General features: G+C 69.3%; 21 protein-coding genes. 16 read left to right on the forward strand and 5 right to left on the reverse strand.

Annotated features, from left to right (window positions below; all coding sequences use genetic code 11):
- Nucleotides 1-31: 31 nt before the first annotated feature.
- Entirely contained in the window at nt 32-670 is a 639-nt protein-coding gene (locus V9K99_RS15670; RefSeq protein WP_337000273.1) for a hypothetical protein, read from the reverse strand.
- Between the two features lie 560 nt (nt 671-1,230).
- Nucleotides 1,231-2,334 (reverse strand): baeRF2 domain-containing protein, encoded by a 1,104-nt coding sequence (locus V9K99_RS15675; RefSeq protein ID WP_337000272.1) that lies wholly within the window; start codon nt 2,332-2,334, stop codon nt 1,231-1,233.
- Nucleotides 2,335-2,508: 174 nt separating this feature from the next.
- Here V9K99_RS15675 and V9K99_RS15680 point away from each other — a divergent pair, with 174 nt between their 5' ends.
- The 5 genes from V9K99_RS15680 (at nt 2,509) to V9K99_RS15700 (ending at nt 5,974) form a co-directional block, all read left to right on the forward strand.
- Complete coding sequence (locus V9K99_RS15680) at nt 2,509-2,871, forward strand: proteasome activator (RefSeq protein WP_337000271.1); 363 nt, start codon at nt 2,509-2,511, stop codon at nt 2,869-2,871.
- 236 nt (nt 2,872-3,107) lie between these two features.
- On the forward strand, nt 3,108-3,539 hold the full coding sequence (locus tag V9K99_RS15685) for an Hsp20/alpha crystallin family protein (RefSeq protein ID WP_337000270.1): 432 nt from the start codon (nt 3,108-3,110) through the stop codon (nt 3,537-3,539).
- A 73-nt stretch (nt 3,540-3,612) separates the two neighbouring features.
- Nucleotides 3,613-4,056, forward strand: coding sequence for a DUF2267 domain-containing protein (locus tag V9K99_RS15690; RefSeq protein ID WP_337000269.1), 444 nt, complete (start codon nt 3,613-3,615; stop codon nt 4,054-4,056).
- Nucleotides 4,057-4,309: 253 nt separating this feature from the next.
- Nucleotides 4,310-4,516 carry a hypothetical protein gene (locus tag V9K99_RS15695; RefSeq protein ID WP_337000268.1) on the forward strand — a complete coding sequence of 69 codons (207 nt, stop codon included), beginning with the start codon at nt 4,310-4,312 and terminating at the stop codon, nt 4,514-4,516.
- Between the two features lie 126 nt (nt 4,517-4,642).
- The gene (locus V9K99_RS15700; RefSeq protein ID WP_337000267.1) at nt 4,643-5,974 is read left to right on the forward strand and encodes a nicotinate phosphoribosyltransferase; all 1,332 of its coding nucleotides are present in this window, start codon (nt 4,643-4,645) and stop codon (nt 5,972-5,974) included.
- 100 nt (nt 5,975-6,074) lie between these two features.
- Here V9K99_RS15700 and V9K99_RS15705 read toward each other — a convergent pair whose 3' ends face one another.
- From V9K99_RS15705 to V9K99_RS15715, 3 genes are all read right to left on the reverse strand, one after another.
- Nucleotides 6,075-7,658, reverse strand: coding sequence for an HAD hydrolase family protein (locus tag V9K99_RS15705; RefSeq protein ID WP_337000266.1), 1,584 nt, complete (start codon nt 7,656-7,658; stop codon nt 6,075-6,077).
- 556 nt (nt 7,659-8,214) lie between these two features.
- Nucleotides 8,215-9,552 (reverse strand): phosphoribosyltransferase family protein, encoded by a 1,338-nt coding sequence (locus tag V9K99_RS15710; protein ID WP_337000265.1) that lies wholly within the window; start codon nt 9,550-9,552, stop codon nt 8,215-8,217.
- A 152-nt stretch (nt 9,553-9,704) separates the two neighbouring features.
- Nucleotides 9,705-10,790 (reverse strand): DUF2157 domain-containing protein, encoded by a 1,086-nt coding sequence (locus tag V9K99_RS15715; RefSeq protein ID WP_337000264.1) that lies wholly within the window; start codon nt 10,788-10,790, stop codon nt 9,705-9,707.
- A gap of 252 nt (nt 10,791-11,042) precedes the next feature.
- Between V9K99_RS15715 and V9K99_RS15720 the strand changes: the two genes are divergently transcribed.
- The 11 genes from V9K99_RS15720 (at nt 11,043) to V9K99_RS15770 (ending at nt 22,576) form a co-directional block, all read left to right on the forward strand.
- Nucleotides 11,043-11,933, forward strand: coding sequence for a hypothetical protein (locus tag V9K99_RS15720; protein ID WP_337000263.1), 891 nt, complete (start codon nt 11,043-11,045; stop codon nt 11,931-11,933).
- A gap of 19 nt (nt 11,934-11,952) precedes the next feature.
- Nucleotides 11,953-12,666, forward strand: coding sequence for a hypothetical protein (locus V9K99_RS15725; protein WP_337000262.1), 714 nt, complete (start codon nt 11,953-11,955; stop codon nt 12,664-12,666).
- A gap of 109 nt (nt 12,667-12,775) precedes the next feature.
- Nucleotides 12,776-13,603 carry a slipin family protein gene (locus V9K99_RS15730; RefSeq protein ID WP_337000261.1) on the forward strand — a complete coding sequence of 276 codons (828 nt, stop codon included), beginning with the start codon at nt 12,776-12,778 and terminating at the stop codon, nt 13,601-13,603.
- Nucleotides 13,604-13,765: 162 nt separating this feature from the next.
- Entirely contained in the window at nt 13,766-15,550 is a 1,785-nt protein-coding gene (gene acsA, locus V9K99_RS15735) for an acetate--CoA ligase (RefSeq protein ID WP_337000260.1), read from the forward strand.
- Entirely contained in the window at nt 15,547-16,539 is a 993-nt protein-coding gene (gene pdhA, locus V9K99_RS15740; protein ID WP_337000259.1) for a pyruvate dehydrogenase (acetyl-transferring) E1 component subunit alpha, read from the forward strand. The genes acsA and pdhA overlap by 4 nt, the downstream gene beginning before the upstream one ends.
- Nucleotides 16,536-17,543 carry an alpha-ketoacid dehydrogenase subunit beta gene (locus V9K99_RS15745; RefSeq protein WP_337000258.1) on the forward strand — a complete coding sequence of 336 codons (1,008 nt, stop codon included), beginning with the start codon at nt 16,536-16,538 and terminating at the stop codon, nt 17,541-17,543. The genes pdhA and V9K99_RS15745 overlap by 4 nt, the downstream gene beginning before the upstream one ends.
- Nucleotides 17,530-18,822 carry a dihydrolipoamide acetyltransferase family protein gene (locus tag V9K99_RS15750; protein WP_337000257.1) on the forward strand — a complete coding sequence of 431 codons (1,293 nt, stop codon included), beginning with the start codon at nt 17,530-17,532 and terminating at the stop codon, nt 18,820-18,822. Before V9K99_RS15745 ends, V9K99_RS15750 begins: the two co-directional genes overlap by 14 nt.
- Complete coding sequence (locus V9K99_RS15755; RefSeq protein WP_337000256.1) at nt 18,819-19,061, forward strand: acyl carrier protein; 243 nt, start codon at nt 18,819-18,821, stop codon at nt 19,059-19,061. Before V9K99_RS15750 ends, V9K99_RS15755 begins: the two co-directional genes overlap by 4 nt.
- 68 nt (nt 19,062-19,129) lie before the next feature.
- Complete coding sequence (locus V9K99_RS15760) at nt 19,130-19,993, forward strand: universal stress protein (protein WP_337000255.1); 864 nt, start codon at nt 19,130-19,132, stop codon at nt 19,991-19,993.
- 106 nt (nt 19,994-20,099) lie between these two features.
- Nucleotides 20,100-20,993 carry an ABC transporter ATP-binding protein gene (locus V9K99_RS15765; RefSeq protein WP_337000254.1) on the forward strand — a complete coding sequence of 298 codons (894 nt, stop codon included), beginning with the start codon at nt 20,100-20,102 and terminating at the stop codon, nt 20,991-20,993.
- Nucleotides 20,990-22,576 (forward strand): ABC transporter permease, encoded by a 1,587-nt coding sequence (locus tag V9K99_RS15770; RefSeq protein WP_337000253.1) that lies wholly within the window; start codon nt 20,990-20,992, stop codon nt 22,574-22,576. The genes V9K99_RS15765 and V9K99_RS15770 overlap by 4 nt, the downstream gene beginning before the upstream one ends.
- The last annotated feature ends 111 nt before the right edge of the window (nt 22,577-22,687 follow it).

Below are 22,687 nucleotides of genomic sequence, written 5' to 3' on the forward strand. Positions count from 1 at the left end.
CTGCGACGCTGAGGTGAGTCTCGCCTCGTCGTCAGCGCGAACCGCCGGACTCTTCGGTGAGGGCCCGGAGTGGTGCGGCAGAGTCGATGGCGGCTGCGCTGGATCCGTCCATACCCGCCTGCCGGATCAAGCCGGACACCAACTCTTCGGCCTGAACGATCGTCTGCTCGAGAGTCCGCAGGCCTGCGTCCAGCCGGCCAGCCTCCAGGGCCCATCGCGCCGCGGCCATGCCTTGCACCAGCGAGTCATTGATCTCGATCGCCTCGCGGTACAACAGCGCCGCGGCCTCCAGTCGCCGCTTCTCGGCCTCGGCACGGCGAAGCCTGTCCGACGCGTCACCGAGCAACAACCCCAGCAGCAGCACGGCCAGGACGCGCGATCCCCATCCCGCAGGGCTGAGGGACACCTCCTCAACCACGGCCCAGACCACCATCAGGCCTACGGCGACCAAGCCCGCGGCCAAGCCGGCACGCAGGCCGAAGGTGATAGCGATCAAGGCGACCGGGAAGACGTACAACAACGAATAGGCGTCGGCTGCGCCACCAGCGAGCAGGCGGAGTGACAGCACCGTGGCGTAGAGCACGACCGCGACCCCGAGCGCGATGACGGGGCGCTGCCGAAACCACGGTTCCCGCGGTGAACTGGTCAGCTGGCTGATGGACGAGATCATACGTCGAGCCTGCGCCGCACCACTCGCCGATCACAGAGGCCAAAAGTCCTGTCGTCCCCGCCGAGAGCCCACACCGACGCTGCCCCTCGACCACCACGTCCACGTCTCCGGTTCCCGTCCAGAACACCAAGGGGGGCGGTGAAGCAGGGGGCGAAGGTCCTTTCCAGGCGGCGGGTTCGGCCTGCGGGCTGGGGACTTGTGTACCTGGCTGCGAGCAGGCCGAGACGGCAGGCTGACTGGCATCAAGCGGCTCAGGGATCGCTGAAGCCGCGAGCGCGGAGAGGGGTCGGTCATGAAACGCAGTCAGGTGAGGGTCCAGCGACCGCGGCGTCCGCGCCGCCCCATGACACTCGATCTACGGACGCCGTCGGGCCGTGTCTTGGCCTTCTGACGTCGAGAGGGTACGCGGCTGTGACCGTGCGCCATTCGGCCAGCCCGCTCGCCGCCTCGGTGCGCATCGGTGCGACTGTCTGACCGCATGGCGCGCCGCCCAGCTGCTCTGTCGACTGCTGCGCGGGGTGTGGGGCTTGCGGGGCCGGAACCGGCAACCGCCGACGTGCTCACGGAACGAATCGGCACAGCGCAGCGATGGTGAACGCTTGCGGTCCGTTCGGGACGAGCCGGATCTGTGCACCGGTCAGGAGGCCGGCCCGGATCGCCACGTCCTCGAGGAAGGCCTCGTACGCCTGCCCGCCGGCCCGGTGGAGCGGGTCTGGCTCCAGCGCGACGTCGGCCGGCCCCGAACCGAACCAGGCCCGGATCTGTTGTGCCTGCCCGGTAGGTAAGAGGAGGACGCGGACGCGCCCGGCGGCCAGCGCCGCGAGCGTCTCGTCGGGTCCTTCTACTGCCGCGCCACCTGTGCCGGCGTGAGCGGCAAACTCGGCGAGCAATTCCTCGAGCTGCTCCGCGACGATCCGGTGGGTCTGCGCGGTGACTTGTTCGTCCAGGCGTGCGGCGGAACCGTCCGCGCTGCGCCCGCCGCTGATCCTCCGCACCGCTACGTCGGCGTGGATCCATTTGGGCAGGTGATCCTGAAGGTACTGCAGCGCCCGGACGTCACCGGCCAGCAGCAGAATGCGAGCGCCGCAGCGCTGCAACAGCCGGGCGAGAACATCGGCGACCGCGGCAGCGTTGTGCTCCCAGGAGTCCTCGGCACGGTGTTGATAGCGCCCCTGCGACCAGCCGCCCGGCGCGTTGCGCTCGATCTCGTCATCCGGACCCGTCACCGCCGTGTCGACTCGTTCTGCGCTCCCGGCTGCGTACACGGAAAGGTCAGCGCCGGTCCGGTCGAGCACCGCGAGTACCCGACCCGGATGCTCCTGCTCCCAGGCCAGCAGCGGTCTCAGGTACGGCAGAACGCCGTACCGGGACAGGTCCGGCACCTCCGCACCCGGAAGGACGACGGTCGATGTCACCTCGGCGCCGCGGGCGAACGCCGCCAGCACTCCCGGCCCGGGCACCGCTGCGAGCACCCGCTCGGCCAGCGTCTCGACGGTCGCCAGGGGTGCACCCTGCTCGGTGAGCCCGGCGACGATGGTGCGCCAGCGCAGGAACGCGTCGGACTGTGCGGTCGCGCGCAAGTTGAAGTACACCGACGCGACCGGCGGGTCTCCGGCCAGCAGCTTCGTCAGTGAAACGTCGTCGATGCCAGTCAGGATCGTCATGGACATCACTCCCTGGAACTACAGCTCAGCCGGGCGGTAACGCGCGAACCAGAGGACAAATGCCCAGCCATCTGGATCGAACGGCCCTGTGGTGCCGCGGTTTTCGCCTCTGCCACTGATCGTCGGCCCGCGGAATGCTGGCAGCAGAGGTGGAGCCGGACGAGGGAGGACGCAATGACGACAGGGGCCACCCGGACGGAACGGAGGCCGGCGACGTCTGACGTCACCGATCCCGTGCTGTTCATCCGTCTGTTCGAGATGCTGACCGATGTTCGACGCGAGCTCGGTCGAAAAGACCTCGACGCAGCAGCACGCCTCCGCGCGGCAAGGCTGCTGACGCAGGCCCGATGCCGGTTTCGCGACGCTCTGTCTCCTGCTGTCGCCGCCGAGTTCGAGCGCGTGGAACCAGACCTCACCGACGAGCCGACCGTCGCCGAGCTGAGGCTCGCCTACCGCGGCACACTCGCCTGGCTCGCCGGTCTGTCTTGGCTGCCCAACGCCCAGCCACCGAGCAGTACAGGCCGACGGCAAAGATGATGACTTCCTGACCTGACCGCGCCTCTCGTGGGGTGCCCGGTGTGACGGAACGCGACCCCACGCTGGTGGACGCACGAGGCCTCGGATCCTTGCTGTACGCAGGGCTGACCGGTCGCGGTCTTGCGGTTGTGGGCTTTGGTCCCCGAGCAAGGTGGTCAATCGGCCCTGTGGGCGCATCGGTGGCTGCGGTGGGCTGGAGAGTACGACGAGATCACACAGAGAAGGAGGCGGTCGTCGTGACGACACTGGCAAGGCGTGAACGTGGCTCGTTCGCGGACCTGCTGGACTGGCTGGAGGCGGAGATCCCTGCGTTCCCGGTTCTCCCCCGTCCGTTCACCGGAGCGCAGATGATCCGTGTCGAGGAGCTCGACGACGCCGGGCAGTACGTGCTTCGGGCCGAACTGCCCGGGATCGACCCGGACAAGGACGTCGACATCGCGATCGAGGACGGCCTGCTGACCGTCAAGGCCGAACGGCGTGAGGAAAAGAAGGAAGGCGGGCGCTCGGAGTTCCGCTACGGCTCCTTCACCCGCACACTGCGCCTTCCGGCCGGTGCGGCCGAGGATGGCGTGAGGGCGACGTACCACGACGGGATCCTGGAGATCAGGGTGCCGATCGCGGCGGAGAGCAAGCCCCCGGCGAAGCACATCTCGGTCGTCAAGGGCTGAGATCCCACCAGACGGGGATGGGGCGGTCCGCTCCGGACCGCCCCGGCCGTCCACGCGGCAGAGGAGCAGACTGATGGCCGCCACCAAGGTCGAGGCGTTCGACCATGCGGTGCACACCGCCCAGATCTGGGTGTCCGAAGTGGCGAAAGAGTTCGGCACCGAGGACCTGCAGTTCGCCTACCGTGTGCTGCGGGCCTGGCTGCACACGCTCCGAGATCGTCTGACCGTGGAGGCCACCGCACAATTCGCGGCACAGTTGCCTGAGTTGCTGCGGGGCGTCTACTACGACGGCTGGGATCCGCACCGGGTCCCGGTGAAGTACGGCGTCGAGGAATACCAGCGGCGGTTCGCCACCGAGGCGATCATCTCGCTACCGGAGGTACGACGGGTCGCCGCCACAGTCACCGCGGCCATCGACAACCTCGTATCACCCGGGCAGTTGCAGCATGTGCTGGAGCAACTTCCGCACACCCTGCGTCCGGTCCTTGTCGGACGGGACTGGCCAGCGGAAGAATGACCCTGGGCTGACAACCGAGCGCCGCGCTGCGGCGGATACGCCCGACGAGTGTTCGCCATCAAACGAATGATGGCCCGTGAGTTGATTACCAGGAGCGCTCCATGATGAAAGCGCCCACACCATGGATGCCAGTGACGGGGGCTACGGCGCGCCGGGTCTGAGCAACGCCTGAGCTGGACAACACGAGGCGAGGCCGGCTGGCCGGTTGGGTGACCGAGAGGTCGACGAGAAGGGCGACTGTCAGGGGGTTGCCGTGGATGATCTGCACGGCATGACGACCGAGGAGCTGATCAAGGAGCTGAGCGACATCGAGGATGCCCTGCGCGAGCAGCGTTCCAGACCAGCGGGCGCACCACTGGATCTCAAGCTGGCTGTCCGGGAGGACCGCATCGTGCAGGAACTGGCGCGTCGCCGCGCCGGCCGTTCCCGAGCGCACCCGCCTGGCGAGGGAGAACACTGAACACCACCCCGCCGGGTGCCGAGCTACACAGTGGGAGAGCAATCCCACGCCGGGAGTCCGGCAGAGAAATGGGCAGATGGACCGGCGGCATTTTCGATGCCGCGGTCCGGTCGGGAGAGGGCCACGGTGTCCGACGTACTGATCACAGACCTGTACGAGGCCAACATGGCCCTTGCCTATCTCGGCGAGGACATGACCGATCGGGCCACCTTCAGCCTCTTCGTCCGGAACCTGCCCCCTGAGCGTGGCTTTCTGGTCGCGGCCGGCCTCGAACAGGCACTGTCGTATCTCGAACGGTTCCGTGTCGAGGAGTCGGATCTGCTGCACTTCGGGCAGGCACTGGGTCGCCCGGACGGCCTGCTCGGGCGGCTGCGCGACCTGTCCTTCACCGGCGACGTGCTGGCGGTTCCCGAAGGCCGCATCGTGTTCGCAGGCGAGCCGCTCCTGGAGGTCACCGCGCCACTGCCACAGGCGCAACTGGTGGAGTCCTATCTGCTCAACCAGGTCAGCTTCGCAACGGCGCTGGCGTCGAAGGCCGCGCGGAGCGTGATGGCAGCCGGCCCGATCCCCGTCGTCGACTTCTCGTTGCGCCGTACCCAGGGCATCGAGGCCGGCAGGCAGGCGGCCCGGTCCGGCGCGATCGTGGGGTTCAGCGGGACCAGCAACGTCGCCGCTGCCGCTGCCTACGGCTTGCCGGCGGTCGGCACCATGGCGCACTCGTTCGTGCAGGCGTTCGCAGACGAGTCGGAGGCCTTCCGTGCGTTCGCCCGGAACGCCTCCGGCCCTGTGATCCTGCTGGTCGACACCTACGACACCGTGCAGGGCGTCCGGTTGGCGGCCGAGGTGCTGCGGCAACTGCCTGGCCGTCGCGGCATCGGCGTCAGGCTGGACAGCGGCGATCTGGCCGGCCTGTCCGGCACGGCCAGGCGGATCCTCGACGACGCAGGTCTCGAGCGGGCGCGGATCGTGGTGAGCGGAGGCCTGGACGAGTACGCCGTCGAACGGCTCGTCGCCGTGCACGCACCAATCGACGTCTTCGCAGTGGGAACCAAGGTCGGCACCTCTGCGGACGCACCTTACCTGGACACGGCGTACAAGCTCGTCGAGTATGCCGGCCGGCCGATGATGAAGCTGTCCGCGGGCAAAGTCACGTTGCCCGGCCGCAAGCAGGTCTTCCGCGGACCTGCCGGGCCTGACGTGATCGCCCGCCGCGATGAGGCCTGTCCAGCGGGCGCCGAGCCACTACTCGAGCCACAAATGCTCAACGGGGTCCGGGTCGTTCCCGCGCTCGCTCCGGGCGCCGCAGTGGCTGCGGCCCGGCGCAGATTCCGCCACGACCTCGACCAACTGCCCGCCTCCGTGCGTCGCATCCAGCGACCCTCGACCGACGTACCTGTCGTGTCCGCGGAACTCCGGCGGCTGACCGAGCAGGTCCGGCACCGCCTCACGACCGGCTGAGCGCGGCGTACAGCCGGAGGCCGCCACACCGGTCAGGAACAGTGCCATCTCAGCGACTGTCCGGCCAGGTCGCCTCGTTCGCTCTGGCGGCGTCATCGGCTCAGGTGTCGTTGAGCTGGTAGCTGCCTTCGATGTAGTCGATCAGGCGGATTCGCGCGTGGTCGATGTCCAGGGCCCGGTGCCTCAAGAGATTCCGCTCGAGGGCGGCTGCGAGGTCGGCAATGCGGCGGTCCTGGATCGTGCTGGTGAACCATCGGGAGAAGTCGCCGCGGGTCAGGTGGAACTCGATCACCTTCGGGTCGGCCTCGGCGAGGCGGCGCGCAAAGTCCTCGACGTTGGCGGCCGCACCGGCCGGCCCCTTGTCGGGGTGACGGAAGTAGAACCAGCGATGGCTCGGCAAGGGCTCGGTAACGTACTTGTGCCAGTGCCGCCGGTGCGGAGTGCGCCGGGCAGCGACCACCAACGGCCGCTCCAGGTCGCCGGTCTCCCGCAGCGTCGCCGTCGCGGACTCCTGCTCATACTGGCCCGCGACGACGCGATCCGCCCCAGTGACCGCCAACGTGAAGTCCACCGCTGCCAGCACCGACGACGTCAGCTGATCGGGCCGATAGGTGACCAGGCAATAGCCGCGATCTTGCGGGCGGAACACGTCGGCTGTGGTGCCGCCCTCGGCCAGCGCCACATGGGCCTCGTCGACGACGATCCAGTGCGGTAGGCCGGACGTCGCGCGAACCTCGTCGATGACACTGGCCAGCATCCGCAGGTAGTCGAACTTCGCCGACTCGCTGACGCCCGACATGTCCACCACGACCGACAACGCCTGCTGACGCACGATGGTCAGCAACTCGGGAACACTCGGCAGCCCGCGCTCGCCGATGACCACGGTGTTGTGCAGCCGATCAAGGCCAATGTGATCACCCTCCATGTCCAAGACCAGCACGGTGTAACCGGCCGAAACCCACCGCTCGACCAGCAGCCCGGCGAGATGCGACTTGCCCGCACCGGTCGGTCCACAGACCAAGATGTTCGCCTGCGCTCCCGGCACCGTCGCCAGGTCGCCGTCGGAGAACCGGCCGATCGCGACCCGGCGCCGTGCCGGGCGCACCGGCAGTTCCCCGGTGACCAACGGACCGGTGAGCAAGGACGCGACCCCGCGGCCGTCCGGTTCATCGAGCACCAGGTCGGCATGCCGGCGCAGCGACAGCACTGCGTTCGCCACCGCGACACCGACCTCCGCAGCCTCGAGCAACGCCAGGTCGTTCTCGGCGTCCCCCACCGCGATCGCATTATGCGGCGAGATGCCGAGCTCCCCCACGGCGGCCACCAGGCCTGTCCCCTTGGAGACGCCGGCCGGCAGCACCATCAACGCCGACCGATTACGCAGCAGCTGGCAGTCCAGCCCAAGCTCGTCGACCCCGTGACGCACCGCGTCCGCATCGGCAGCCTCGCACGCCAGCAACACCCGGCCACGCCGCACCGGCACGCCTCGCCCCGCCAACCAGTCCGCCAGCAACACGTCGACCGGCCGAGCCAGCTCGCGAACCTCGTCACCAATCAGCAACACCGCACCGTTCTCAGTGACAACAGCATCGAACTCACCGGCCAGCTTGCCGAACTCGGCCTCGAGCTCGACATCGATCCGCCCCGTGCAGCACCATCGCCAGCCCACCGTCACGCCCGTCACGAACCGCGGCCACCGCCTCGGACGACAGCCCACCATCCGCAAGCGTGCCATCCAGATCCAGCGCAACCGCCTGCACAAACCCCCCATCACACCTCACCGCGCCCAACACCGCTCTGGCTCTGCGACATCGCCAAGTGCGCGATCACCGTCCGCCGTCGCCGCCACATGACTGCCCCCTCGATGCCGGCCCCCCACCTCTCCCAGCCCACCGTCGAGCGACTGAACAGGACAGGGCCAAGTGGGCGCGAGGAGGGGGACCTTCGACCTGACCGCCCAATTGACTCCCGCAGACTTTGTGCGGGCCGCAGCGACGACGCGCCCGCTGATGCCATAGGGCCTGCCAGATCAGGGACTTTGGTCCCTGTCGGCGACCGTACGGCGCGACCATCATCGTAAGTGCCTGCGGGGCGCGCGAGGGAGTCGAAAGACTGAGAGGCCGGACGGTTGAAAGATCAGACGGCGACCTCCAGCCACCTGATCCGGACAATACCGGCGAAGGGAAAACGTCTCGCAGGTTTGTCATGTCCCTGCCGATGACACCTCGTCGGCTGGTCGCTCATCCAGTCGAGCTCGACGGCGCGTTGGTCAGGTGCGACGCGAACCAGTCGCGGGCCAGCGCAGCGACCTGCTGAAGCGCACCCGGCTCCTCGAACAGGTGGGTTGCTCCCGCGACGACCGCGAGCTCGCTCTCGCACGGCATGGCCGCCTGCGCGCTGCGGTTGAGCTGGAGGACGACGTCGTCGTGACCGCCGACGATGAGCAGCGTCGGCGTCATCACCGCAGCCAGCCGATGGCCGGCAAGATCGGGCCTGCCTCCGCGCGACACCACCGACCGGACAGCGGCACGTGAATCGGTCGAAGCCCACAGCGCCGCCGCCGCACCGGTGCTCGCCCCGAAATATCCGACCGGGAGTCCGGCCGCCTCCGGCTGCGTCGCCAGCCAGACCCTCACCTCGACGAGCCGGTGGGCAAGCAACTCGATGTCGAAGACGCGGTCCCGGTCGGACTCTTCGTTCGGGGTGAGCAGGTCGAACAACAGCGTGCCAAGGCCGGCTTCGTTCAGAACCGCGGCGACATAGCGATTGCGGGGACTGTGCCGGCTGCTGCCGCTGCCGTGCGCGAACACGACCACGCCGACGGGTTCCTCCGGGATGAACAGATGTCCGGCCAGCCGGACGCGGTCCGCGACGACGGTGACGTCCTTGTCGCACGACGGCGGATCGGATCCGCCGACGGCGGGGACTGCCGGTTCCGGGCGCTGCTCCGCGGCTAGGCGCAGCAGGTCGCAGACCTCCTGGTCGGAGGTCTGGGGGAAGTGGCGATACCACTGTCCGACTGCGGCGAACCAGGCAGGAGTCTCCAGGCACACCACCTCTTCCGCGTCCTCGCGCACGGCGGCGAGAGCGTCGGCGGCACCCACCGGCACTGCGACGACAACTCTCGCCGCGCCCTGCGCCCGCGCGACCTGGCAGGCCGCACGGGCGGTGGATCCGGTGGCCACACCGTCGTCGACGATCAGCACAGTTCGGCCGGCCAGCGGGACCCGGTCGCGCCCAGCGCGGAACCTGGCAACCCGGCGACGCAACTCGGCCCGCTCGGAGCGCTCGACGGCGTCCAGCTCCGCCGAGGTCACCCGCGCCTCACGCCTGATCCGCTCGTTGACCACCCGCACGTCGCCCTCGCCGATCGCACCCACTGCGAGCTCGGGCTGGAACGGCGCGCCGAGCTTGCGCACCACAATCACGTCCAGCGGCGCCGCCAGGGCGCGGGCGACCTCGAACGCGACCGGTACACCGCCTCGCGGCAGCGCCAGAACCACCAAGTCCTCATCACTCAGCGAGTCCAGTCGCCGAGCCAGCCGACGCCCCGCTTCCCGGCGGTCGACAAATGGCATCGTGTGCCTCCTTCCGGCAGCGTGATCCGCGGTCGTGCAGGATCCCCAACTGTGAGCGTGCGACGCCGGGCACACCCGCGGATAGGGCTCCTCCGCCGCGGCTGACTCGACATGCACCCCTGCAGCGGGTTGCGCCGGCTCTGTTGTGGGCGTCAGGTCGTGCCCAGCACCACCACCACCGCGGTCACCGCGACGGCAACTCCAACACTCGCGAGGCGTGCGACCCGTGCGGGCATGACTGAGTAGTCGCGACCCGCAGCGCCGGGCGGCGGACTTACCCCACGACGCCGGGCGATCCAGATCGCGGCCGAGACCAGCACGACGCCGGCCACCATGAGCGCGACCGCGGCGGCCACCTCGCCGGGGAACCACTCGTTGATCGCTATCGGCAGGAACTGCAGAGCACCCCAGGCACCGAGCGCAAGTACGAGCAAATCGCGCGCCAGCACCGCAAGTACGATCAGCGCGGTCGTCGTGGTCAGCGCCAAGACGATCCCACCGTCGGACGGCATCGTCATGCCCGGGCCGATCATCAAGGCCAGCCCTCCGAGCAGCAGCGCAGTCCAGCGCGGCCGCACAAGGTCGCCCCAGCCGAGCAAGAACCAGATCGCGCCGACACCCCACAGTGCCAGCCCGGGCAACTGATCCTCCCTGGCGTGGAGGTGTGCTGCCGAGGCTGCCGCCGTGCCGGCCAGTCCGACGACTACGGCCGCCTGTTGCAGGCCTGTGGGCAATCGCCACCACAACAAGGCCGCGAGCGCCGCCGTGCCGGCGAAGACCAGCAGCGCGAGGTCTTCGGCGTACCAACCGAGCACCTCATCACCGAACAGGCCGAGGAAGCCGGCGGTGGAAGCCGTGGCGCCGAGCCACAGCACGGCGTGCATCCGCACCCCGGCTGGTCCGAGCCGCTCTGGTACGGCGAACCCGGCCAGCAGCAGCGTGACGGCGGCCGCGCCGATGACGATCAGGTGACCGGCGGTCGACAAGTCGTCCCAGTACTGCGAGGCCAGCAGCAGTGACGCCACGACGATCAGGACGCTGCCGAGGTAGCCGAGTGCTTCTATCGCGAGCGAAGCCTGTCGGTGTCCCCGCTCCGGAGCCGCCTGCGACACCGGAGCATTCGGCCCGAGGTCGGCTCGCATCTGCGCGGCTTGTTCGGGTGTGACCACACCCGCCGCGATCCAATGGTCGAGCAGTGCCGGTAGGTCGGCCGGACCTGGCGCCAAGTCGTGCCTCATACCATCACCATCGATCGGCTCGGCTGCCCCGCATAGGGTCCAACGTCCCCTGCGCGCCAGGCCTACTGGCCGCCAGAGGGCCCAACTTCGGCTCCGGCGACGGCCCGCGGCTCGCGACTGTCGATGGATGGGATGGACCGAGATGCCCTCGACAAGGTGACTTCGGTCCCTCCCGGCGGCGCGGTCACGGCGAAACGATGGAATCAGGGCGAACAGCCCCATCGACAGATCGCGCCCAAAAGGGAGGATCCGATGACCACACCGAGCACGGGGCCTGGCGAACAGCACCCTGGCTCTGAAGACCGACGGATGCGGCGACTGCGTACGACAGCGGCCGTTGCGATCAGTACGACGGCCGTCCTGGTGGCCGCCCTGGCAATCGTCCTGCTCCGCGGTGACGAGGCACCCGGACCGGCCGGCACGCCACCGGGCAGCGCCAGTCCTGCACCGACACTCACCACGAGCCCGACGCCAAGCACACCGAAGCCCACAACCAGTACCCCGAAGCAGTCCCCGACCCCGACGACCTCGACGCCGGTCGCGTTCAAGTATCAGCCGCTGTGGCCGTTTACCTCGATGGCCGCTGCACAGGCCTGGCAAGAGGCATACCGCGCGAGCGGTCAACAACCATGGCACCTGGACGCGGGCCGGACCGCGCTGGCCTTCACCACCGGATACCTCGGCTTCACCGAGATCGACCGGGTGGTCTCACGATCGGTGCGAGGCTCCGAGGCCTGGGTTGCGGTTGGCTACCGCGATCCCAATGGCGAGTACGGCGTCGCAGCAGTGCTGCATCTGGCTCGGATCGGGTCCGGACACGATGCGCCCTGGGAGGTCGTCGGCAGCCGCGACACCACCCTGTCCATCGATCGGCCGTCGTACGGCGCCAAGGTCTCTTCACCGGTCACCGTCGGCGGCCGGATCACCGGAGTCGACGAGTCCATCGTGGTCGAGGTCCGGCAGCCGTCGACCGAACGACCGATCGGCAGCACCCCGGGCGTCCCCGCCGGCGGCCAGAACCAGCCATGGTCCACCCGCGTCAGCATCCGCGGCGCGACCGACCCGGCCCTGACCATCGTCGCCTTCACCGGCGGCCACCTGCAGCGCGTCGAACGCTTCGCCATCACCGGCGTCCGCAACTGACCATCATCGGGGTGCTCCAATGCTCGACGAGCAGCTGACGACCGAGGCGCTCGGCATCCTGCTCGACGCCACCGCGACGGGTCCCGGCGCACTGTCCTGCCGGTCCTGGCGGCTCGAAGTGAACGGCCACCTGCTCGATGTCTACGTGGACGGATCACATCGGCTGCCGACCGTGGATCCGGCCGCACGGGCCTTGCGGATCGCCGCCGGGGCTGCGGTCTTCGACCTGCGCTGTGCGGCCTCGTCACTCAGCCTCGACAGCTGGTTCAGTCTGTGCCCTTACCGGCATGATCCCGACCTGCTGGCTCGCATCGTGGTCGAGCCGACCGGAATCCCTGATCAGGAACTGCGGAAGCTGTACGGCGCGCTCCGCTCACGGCACCTGATCCGGCCGCCCGCGGGACCACACGAAACCGTCCGGCGGGCACTCGCCCGGGCCGCTGAACTCGAGAACACCAACCTGGGCTGGCTTCCGGTCTCGTTCGCACCGGTGGCGGTCCTGTCCACCGATCGCGACGAGCCTGCGGATCAGGTCGCGGCGGGCATCGCCCTGGAACGCGTCCTGCTGACCGCTGTCAAGTACGACGTCGCGGCGTCCCACCTCCCCCAACCGATCTACCGTGACGAGCTGCGTCGCTGCGCTCAGGAACTGATCGGGACACCAGGTTTCGCCCAGACACTGGTCCGCTTCGGCCGCACCACCGACCCGATCCCGAGCACGCACCGCAGATGAACACCGCCACCGCACGATGGCGCACAAGTGGAGGCCTGCAACGGACTGCTCTGGCGAGAGACGCTCGAATGGGCCGGGTCTGCCGAACCGCGCACGAAAGGACCGCATCATGACCGTTTTCTGGATCATCGTCGCCGTACTGGTGCTCCTGGCACTGTCCTGCATCCGGATCGTCACGCAGTACGAGAAGGGCGTGCTGTTCCGCCTGGGCCGCCTGAAGGCCGTGCGTGAGCCCGGTCTGCGGCTGATCATTCCGATCGTCGACGTACTGCGGAAGGTCTCGCTGCGGGTGATCACCAGGCCGATCCAGTCCCAGGGAATCATCACCAAGGACAACGTCAGCGTCGACATCTCCGCCGTCGCCTACTACAAGGTCGTCGACGCCGCGAAGTCGGTGCTGGCGATCGAGAACGTCGCCGCCGCGATCGATCAGATCGCCCAGACCACCCTGCGCGGCGTCGTCGGGCGGCACACCCTGGACGAGACGCTGTCCGAGACCGAGATCATCAACGCCAACATCCGCGAGATCCTCGACCAGACCACCACCGAATGGGGCGTGCTGGTCACCCTGGTCCAGCTGAAGGACATCCAACTACCTGACAGCATGAAACGGGCGATGGCCCGTCAGGCCGAGGCCGAGCGCGAGAAGAGGGCCAAGATCATCGCCGCCGAAGGCGAAGCCCTGGCGGCGGCATCCCTCGGACAGGCCTCGGACACGATGATGGCCCATCCGCTGGCCCTCCAGCTGCGCAACCTCCAGACCCTGGTCGAGATCGGCGTCGACAAGAACTCGACCGTGGTCTTCCCGGCTCCGCTGATGAGCACCATCGGCGAACTGGGCACCTTCCTGAACCGTGAGTCGGCCGCGGCCGCCCGGCCGGCGGCGGGTGCCACCGACCGCACCGTCAACGGTTCGCCGGTCATCACCGGTAGCTGAGCCGGTGACACCGACCGCTCCGCACACACCGAGGCCGGAGCGGAGAGGCTCCGTCTACGACTGTCGTCCCAGCAGACCGACGGTCCCGCGGTCCTGGGACCTTCGCCCCTGTGGACCGCTCCGGAAGCGGCACATGGTGGGGAGTGAACGGGAGGTAGCGGGATGACACGCAGACCGTTGGAGGCTGGGGCCGGCGGCCGGGCAACCCAGTTGGCCCCGGCATCGAACTTGACCGACTACGACGAGGCCAGGCGGGACTTCTCCTGGGCGGCTGCGCAGGAACTTCTCAGCGGCCTGCCGGACGGGCGTGGTCTCAACATCGCCTACGAGGCCGTCGATCGGCACGTGGCGACCGGCCGCGGCGGCCACGTCGCGATCCGGTCGATCGGGCGGTCCGGCATACGGGAGCTGACCTATCGCGAACTGAGCTTGCTGAGCAACCGGTTCGCGAACCTGCTGCATTCGCTCGACGTCGGTCCACGGGCCCGTGTCTTCACCCTGCTCGGCCGGCAGCCCGAGCTGTACATCGTCGCACTGGGCTGCTGGAAGAACACCAGTGTGCTGTCACCCCTGTTCGCCGCGTTCGGCCCAGAGCCGATCCGCAACCGGTTGCTGCTCGGGGACGGCGAGGTCCTGGTGACCACGACGTCGCTGTACCGGCGCAAGATCGCGCCGCAGCGCGACCAGTTGCCCAGTCTGCGCCACGTTCTGCTCATCGACGCACCGGAGGAACCGCCGGAGGGCACCACCGATCTCACTACGGCCCTCGCGGCTCAGTCCGACGAGTGGACGATCCCGGCGACCAGCCCGGAGGCGATGGCGCTGCTGCACTTCACCAGCGGGACGACCGGAACTCCCAAGGGTGCGATCCATGTGCACGAGGCCGTCGTCGCGCACCACGTCACGGCTGCCTTCGCGCTCGACCTGCGGCCCGACGACGTGTTCTGGTGTACGGCGGATCCGGGCTGGGTGACCGGGACGTCGTACGGGATCATCGCGCCGTTGACGCACGGCGTCACGCTGCTGGCCGACGACGGTGACTTCGACGCCGCTCGCTGGTACCAGGTGCTGGCCGACCATCACGTCACCGTCTGGTACACGGCACCGACAGCGTTGCGGATGCTGATGCGGGCCGGTGCGGAGATGGCCGCACGCTACGACCTCTCGTCGCTTCGGCACATCGCCAGTGTCGGCGAGCCGCTGAACCCCGAGGTGGTCCTGTGGGCGCAGGAAGCGTACGGGCTGCCGGTGCACGACAACTGGTGGCAGACCGAGACCGGCGCGATCATGATCAGCAACTACCCCTCGATGCCGATTCGTCCGGGATCGATGGGCCGGCCGATGCCGGGCATCGAAGCCGTCGTCCTGCGCTGCGGCGACGACGGGCGGGCCGCGGTGGCGGACAAGCAGGTGGACGTCCTCGGCACCGACCAGGTCGGCGAGCTGGCATTGCGGCCGGGCTGGCCGTCGATGTTCCGCGGCTACCTGCACGACGACGCCAAGTACCTCGCCTCCTTCGCCGGCGGCTGGTACCTGACCGGAGACCTGGCCCGGATCGATGCCGACGGCTACTTCTGGTTCGTCGGCCGCGCAGACGACGTGATCAAGTCGTCCGGCCATCTGGTCGGCCCGTTCGAGGTCGAGAGCGCACTGCTGGAGCACCCGGCGGTCACCGAAGCCGGCGTGATCGGCGTACCCGACCCGATCGCGGGCGAGATCGTCAAGGCCTTCGTCACCCTGCGACCGGGCCACCGGCCCGACGAAGCCCTCCGCGCCGAACTGATCGCGTTCGGACGACGCCGGCTCGGCGCGGTTGCCCCGCGCGAGGTCGCGTTCGACCAGCATCTCCCCCACACGAGCAGCGGCAAGGTCATGCGCCGGCTGCTCAAAGCCCGCGAACTGGGCCTGCCTGAAGGCGACCTGTCCACCCTGGAGCGGCCACGATGACACCCTCACACGCCACCGCCGAATCACCGGCGACCAAGCACCACACCGAACTCCTCCGGCAGATGCTCCGGATCCGGCGGTTCGAGGAGGTGTGCGCCGAGCTCTACACCACCACCCGGATCCGCGGCTTCCTGCACCTGTACGTCGGCGAGGAGGCTGTCGCGGTGGGCGCCATCACCTGCCTCGCGCCGACCGACGCACTCGTCACCACGTACCGCGAGCACGGCCATGCGCTGGCCCGCGGTATCTCGATGGAATCGGTACTGGCCGAGATGTTCGGCCGCACCAGCGGCTGCAGCCGCGGCCGCGGCGGATCGATGCACCTGTTCGACAGCAAGCGCAGGTTCTACGGTGGCAACGCGATCGTCGCCGGCGGCCTGCCGATCGCGACCGGGGCAGCCCTGGCCGATCGCCTCCGGGACGAGCCGCACGTCACCGCGTGCTTCTTCGGCGACGGCGCCGTCGCCGAAGGCGAGTTCCACGAATGCATGAACCTCGCCGCACTGTGGAAGCTCCCGCTGTTGTTCTGCTGCGAGAACAACCTGTACGCCATGGGTACGGCACTCGCCCGGGCACAGGCCCAGACCGACCTCGCGCTGCGTGCAACGTCGTACGGGATGCCGGCCTGGGCCGTCGACGGGATGGACGTACTCGCCGTGGAGGAAGCGACCCAACGCGCGGTCGAGACCATCCGGGGCGGCGGCGGACCGTGCTTCCTCGAACTGCGCACGTACCGGTTCCGGGCGCACTCGATGTACGACTCCGACCGGTACCGGGACAAGACCGAGATCGCGCGCTGGAAAGAACGCGACCCGATCGAGGCCCTGACCCGGCGGATGCAGGCCGGCGGTGAACTGTCCGACGACGCCCTGAAGGCACTGCACCGAGAGGTCGACGACGAGATCCAGCGCGCGGTGGATGCCGCCGAGACCGGTGCACTGGAGCCGGTCGAGGACCTCACCCGGTTCGTTTACGCGGAGCGATCATGACGACCACGACCAGTCCGGCCACCACGACGACGACGTACCGCGAAGCGCTCCGGGAGGCGATCCGGGACGCGCTGCGGCGCGACGACCGGGTCTTCCTGATGGGCGAGGACGTCGGCGCGTACGGCGGTTGTTTCGGCGTCAGCCTGGGCCTGCTCGAGGAGTTCGGCCCGGACCGGATCCGGGACACACCGCTGTCGGAGTCCGCCTTCGTCGGCGCCGGCATCGGCGCGGCGATGGCCGGCCTGCGGCCCATCGTCGAGATCATGACGGTCAACTTCAGCCTGCTCGCCCTGGACCAGATCCTCAACAACGCAGCCACCTTGCGGCACATGTCCGGCGGTCAGGTCGGCGTACCGCTGGTGATCCGGATGACCACCGGCGCCGGACGCCAACTGGCCGCCCAGCACTCGCACAGCCTGGAAGGGTGGTTCGCGCACATCCCCGGCCTGCGGGTGATCGCACCCGCCACCCTCGAAGACGCCCGCGGAATGCTGTGGACCGCCCTGCTCGACCCCGACCCGGTTCTGCTGTTCGAGCACGGAGCGCTCTACAACCTGTCCGGCGAACTGCCCGTCGCCGCAGGCCCCGTTGACATCGACCGGGCCGCGATCCGCCGGCCCGGCACCGACGTGACGCTGGTGACGTACGGCGGCAGCCTCGGCAAGAGCCTGGAGGCGGCCGAGCAACTCGGCGCCGAGGGCATCTCGACGGAGGTGATCGACCTGCGCACCCTTCGCCCGCTCGACGACGCCACCTTCATCGATTCGGTACGGCGTACGCACCGGGCGATCGTGGTCGACGAAGGCTGGCGCAGCGGCAGCCTGTCGGCCGAGGTGAGTGCACGGATCACCGAGCAGGCGTTCGAGGATCTGGACGCACCGGTCGAACGGGTCTGCAGTGCCGAGGTGCCGATGCCGTACGCGAAGCACCTGGAGGAGGCCGCGCTACCCCAGCCGGCCGGCATCGTCGCGGCGGTCCGGAGGGTGGTGGGTGACGGTGGCTGAGTTCCGGATGCCGTCGCTCGGCGCGGACATGGACGAGGGCACGGTGATCGAGTGGCTGGTGAAGCCGGGCGACATCGTGCGCAAGGGCGATCCGGTCGCGGTCGTGGACACCGCGAAGGCGGCGATCGAGGTGGAGACCTTCACCGGCGGAACGATCGAGCAACTCCTCGTCCCGGTCGGTGAGCGGGTCCAGGTCGGAACACCGCTGGCAACGATCGACAGCGGCGTACCGTCCGCGATGCACCTCACCGGGGCCGAGACTCCACCGGCCAAGGCCGGATCCCCACCGCTCGAAGCCGAATCCGCGCCGCCGCACACCGAACCTTTGCGCACGGCAACTGAATCCGCGCCGCCCGCGGCTCAGCCGTCGGCCCGGGCCGAACCTCGTCCGGTCGGGGCCGACGACGGCCGGGTGAAGGCTTCGCCGTACGCCCGCAAACTCGCCCGGTCGCTCGGGCTGGACCTGAGCACCGTGCCGGCCACCGGCCAGCACGGCCTCATCACCTCCGGCGACGTCCGCCGCATCGCCGGCCGCACGACCGAGCCCGCACCGCCAACCACACAGGCCGTCACCCCACCAGCCGTCACCCCAGCGGCACCGCGGCACGCCGTGCAACAGAAGGCTCAGCGGGAAGCGATCGCACGGTTGATGACGCGATCCAAGCAGGAAATCCCGCACTACTACCTGTCCACCACGGTCGACCTCGGCAGCGCACTCGACTGGCTGGCCCGGGAGAACCGCGCCCTGCCGGTCGCCGAGCGGCTGATTCCGGCCGCCCTGTTGCTCAAGGCAATCGCATTGTCCGCCGAGCGGCACCCGGAACTGAACGGCTACTGGACCGACGGCGCGTTCCAGCCGGCCGCCCAGGTGCATCTCGGTGTCGCGATCTCCCTGCGTGGCGGTGGTCTGCTCGCTCCAGCCATCCACGAGGCCGCCGGCCTGCCGGTCCGCGAGCTGATGGCCCGGCTGCGTGACCTGGTGGAAAGGGCCCGCACCGGCCGGTTGCGCCGCACCGAACTGACCGACGCGACCATCACCGTCACCAATCTCGGCGAGCAGGGTGTGGAGAGCGTCCACGGCGTGATCTATCCCCCACAGGTCGCCCTGGTCGGCGCCGGCCGGATCGTCCAGCGTCCCTGGGCGGTCGACGGCCTGCTCGGCGTACGCCCCTGCGTGACACTGACCCTCGCCGCCGATCACCGCGCCACCGACGGCTTCATCGGAGGCCGTTTCCTGGACACCATCGACCACCTGCTGCAGACACCGGAGGAGCTATGACACTGACCATGCAGGACGCCCGCGAACTGGTCGGCGGCTCGCTGCTGCGCATCGTTCCCGATGCCGACCTGGACTCGCTGCCGGACGACGCACCGTTCCGCGACGAGCTCGAGCTGGATTCCCTGGACTTCCTCAGCTTCGTCGAACTGCTCAGCACCGGTTCCGGCCGCCGGATCGACGAGGACGACTACCCGCGCCTGCGCACCATGGCCGACTGCATCGCGTTCCTCAGCAGCTGAGGCCCTGCGCATCACCCGCCGTCACAGCCGCTCCCGGTGATACGCGAGCGACAAGAAGGTAGCCAATCATGACCACCACCATCGTCGTCGGGTACGACGGCTCTCCGGCCAGCGAGACCGCGGTCTGGTGGGCGGCGGCCGAGGCCGAGCGACGCCAAGCCGGACTCCGCCTGATCTACGCGCTGCCCACGCCGCTCGTCACGGGTCCTATGGGCACCCCAGCCGTTCCGCTGCCGACTGACCTGCTGCGGGACTCGGGCGAACGGCTGCTGGCCGAGGCCGCCGAGCAGATCCGCGAACGCTACCCGCGACTGTCCGTCGACGCCGTCGTGTCCGTTGGCGGCGCCACACAGGCTCTGTTGCAGGAGGCAACCACTGCGACGATGGTCGTGGCCGGCTCGCGCGGTCTCGGTGAATTCCGCGATCTGGCGATGGGATCGGTGTCCGCGCACGTGGCGACGCATGCGTCCTGCCCCGTCGTGGTCGTCCCGCCGCGATGGGAGCCCGGCCGGGCGACCGGCGGAGTCGTCGTCGGCGTCGACGGATCGCGGCAGTCGCTGGAGGCGATCGAGTTCGCCTTCGAACAGGCCGAGGCCAGGCAGGCGACACTGACGGCCGTGATGGCCTGGCACGACCCGATGAGCACCGGCCCGAAGGTGCCGTTCGGCTACGACCTCGATGTGCTCGAGGAGGAGAGTGCCGTGCTGCTGGCCGAGTCGATGGCCGGCCATCGCGAGAAGTACCCGGACGTGCCGGTCCGCGAGGAACTCGCCCGCGGAAGCGCGCGCGACGCGCTGATCGCCGCGGGTGCGGCCGCGGAGCTACTGGTGGTCGGGTCGCGCGGACGCGGTGCGTTCCGCGGTCTGTTGCTCGGCTCAACCAGCCGGGCACTCGTGCACCACTCGCCGTGTCCGGTCGCGGTTGTCCGCTGATCATGGCTTCGTCGGTCCGGCGCCGGCCATCGACGATGCCCCGAACTTCCCGCCGGGCGCGAAGAGGCGGAGGATGGATCGTGACCCCTGACGAAGGGAGGCGCGGATGACGTCCGCGATCTCGGTGACCGGGCTGGTCAAGACCTTCGGGTCGACGCGGGCCCTGGACGGCCTCGACCTGGAGGTGGCATCCGGTGAGGTACACGGATTCCTCGGGCCGAACGGCTCGGGCAAGACCACCACGATCCGGGTCCTGCTCGGGTTGCTGCGGGCCGACGCCGGCAGCGTTCGGCTGCTCGGCGGTGATCCCTGGGCCGACGGTGTCGCCCTTCGCGCCCGGCTGGCCTACGTACCGGGTGACGTCACCTTGTGGCCGGGCATCACCGGCGGTGAGGTGATCGATCTGATCGGCAGGCTGCGCGGCGGGCTCGACCGGAGCCGGCGGGACGCCCTGCTGGAGCGCTTCGACCTCGACCCGTCCAAGAAGGCCGGCACCTACTCCAAGGGCAATCGGCAGAAGGTGGGCCTGATCGCCGCGCTGACCTCGGACGCCGAACTGCTCCTCCTCGACGAACCGACGTCCGGCCTGGACCCCTTGATGGAGTCGGAGTTCCAGCGGTGTATCGAGGAGGTGAAGTCGGAGGGCCGCACCGTGCTGCTGTCCAGCCACATCCTCGCCGAGGTCGAGGCGCTGTGCGACCGGGTCAGCATCATCCGCCTCGGCCGGACCGTCGAGAGCGGCACCCTGACCGAGCTCCGCCATCTGACCCGTACGTCGATCTCGGTCGAGACCGCACGCCCGCTGGACGGGATCACGACCCTGGCCGGCGTGCACGACCTGGCGGTGGACGGCAACCGGGCGATGTTCGACGTGGACACCGCACATCTCGACGAGACGGTGCGACATCTGTCGACTCTCGGCGTACGCAGCCTGACCAGTACGCCGCCGACGCTCGAGGAACTGTTCCTGCGCCATTACGACCGCGAGCAGACGCCGTGAGCGCCAGAGCGGGCGTCGGAGTGCTGGTTCGGTTCGTACTGCGGCAGGAACGCCGCGGGCTGCCGTGGTGGCTGCTCGGCGCCGGGCTGCTGCTCGGCTACCAATCGGCAGGCAGCCAGAGCCTGTACGACACCCCCGAGGCACTGGCCGACCTGCGGCAGACGATGACGGGCAACGCCGCGATCATCGCCATGAGTGGACCTGAACGGTTGCTCGACACCATCGGCGGCGAGGTCGTCTTCGAGATCTTCTCGTACCTCGCGGTGCTGATCGGCCTGATGAACATGTTCCTGGTCGGCAGGCACACCCGCACCGACGAGGAGACCGGGCGGGGCGAGCTGATCAGGTCGACGCGCACCGGCCGGCACGCGCCACTGACCGCCGCGCTGTGCGTCGCCGGCCTCGCCGATCTCGCCGTCGCGCTGGTGATCTTCGCCGCCGCCGCCGGCACCGGATTACCGGTCGGTGGTTCGGTACTTCTCGGCGCCGCGTCCGCCGGGGTGGGGATCGCCTTCGCCGCCCTCACGGCGGTGGCCGTCCAGGTGTTCGAGAACCCGCGGTCCATGTACGGCGCGGTCGGCGCCGCGATCGGCGCCGCGTTCGTACTGCGTGCCGCCGGAGACATCGGCAACCCGGTCTGGTCGTGGCTGTCCCCGATCGGCTGGGGGCAGCGCACCTTCCCGTACGCCGGAGACCGGTGGTGGCCGCTGCTCGTGCCGTTGGCCGCCACCGCCGTACTCGTCGCCCTTGCCCTGGCACTCGAGGAGCGGCGTGACTTCGGCGACGGCCTGCTGCCGTACCGCAAGGGCCGACCCACTGCTTCCTGGGCGCTGGGCTCCCCGCTCGGACTGGCCTGGCGCCTGCAACGCGGATCACTCATCGGCTGGACCATCGGGCTCCTGGTGCTCGGCGCCGCCTACGGCTCGTTCACCAACTCCATCGAGGACTTCGTCGCCGACAACCCTGAGATCGCCGAGTTCCTGCCCGGTGGCGCGGCCGACGTCGTCGACTCGTACCTCGCCGTGGTCATCCTGATCAGCGCGCTGCTCGCCGCGGCGTCCGGGGTGAGCAACGCGATGCGGGCCCGGCACGAGGAGACCTCCGGGCGCGCCGAACCAGTGCTCGCCACGCCGACCAGCCGCTGGTCGTGGCTGGCCGGCCACGTCACCGTCACGCTGGCTGGCAGCGCGGTCGCGCTGGCGGCGGCGGGGTTCGGTCACGGACTGTCGTACGGCATCACGATCTCCGACCCGGGCCAGATCCCGCGATTGACCGCTGTCGCCCTGGTGCATCTGCCGGCCGTCTGGCTCGTCGTCGCGGTCGCCGTACTCGGCATCGGCTGGCTTCCGCGAGCGGCGGCGACGGCGGCCTGGATAGTCGTCGGCTACTGCGCCGTCATCGCCATGTTCGCCGACTCCTTCAAGCTCCCCGACTGGTCCCGCCAGGCCTCCCCGTTCATCCACACTCCGGAGGCCCCACTCGAGACGGTGACGGCCATCCCCTTGCTCATCGTCGGAGCACTCGCGGCCGCCTTCCTGGCAGCCGGGTTCGCCGGCCTCCACCGCCGCGACTTCGGCTACTGAGCGGCCCCGTCGCCCGGCGGTGCGTGCATCAACGCAGGTGAGCCGACGCGGGTGCAGGCGATTGTGCGCGATCCTCTGGCCGACCCGGCGGGTGAGTTCGGTCCGCGCGGT

The organism is Kribbella sp. CCNWLW201 (genome assembly GCF_037203805.1).
Lineage (GTDB): Bacteria > Actinomycetota > Actinomycetes > Propionibacteriales > Kribbellaceae > Kribbella.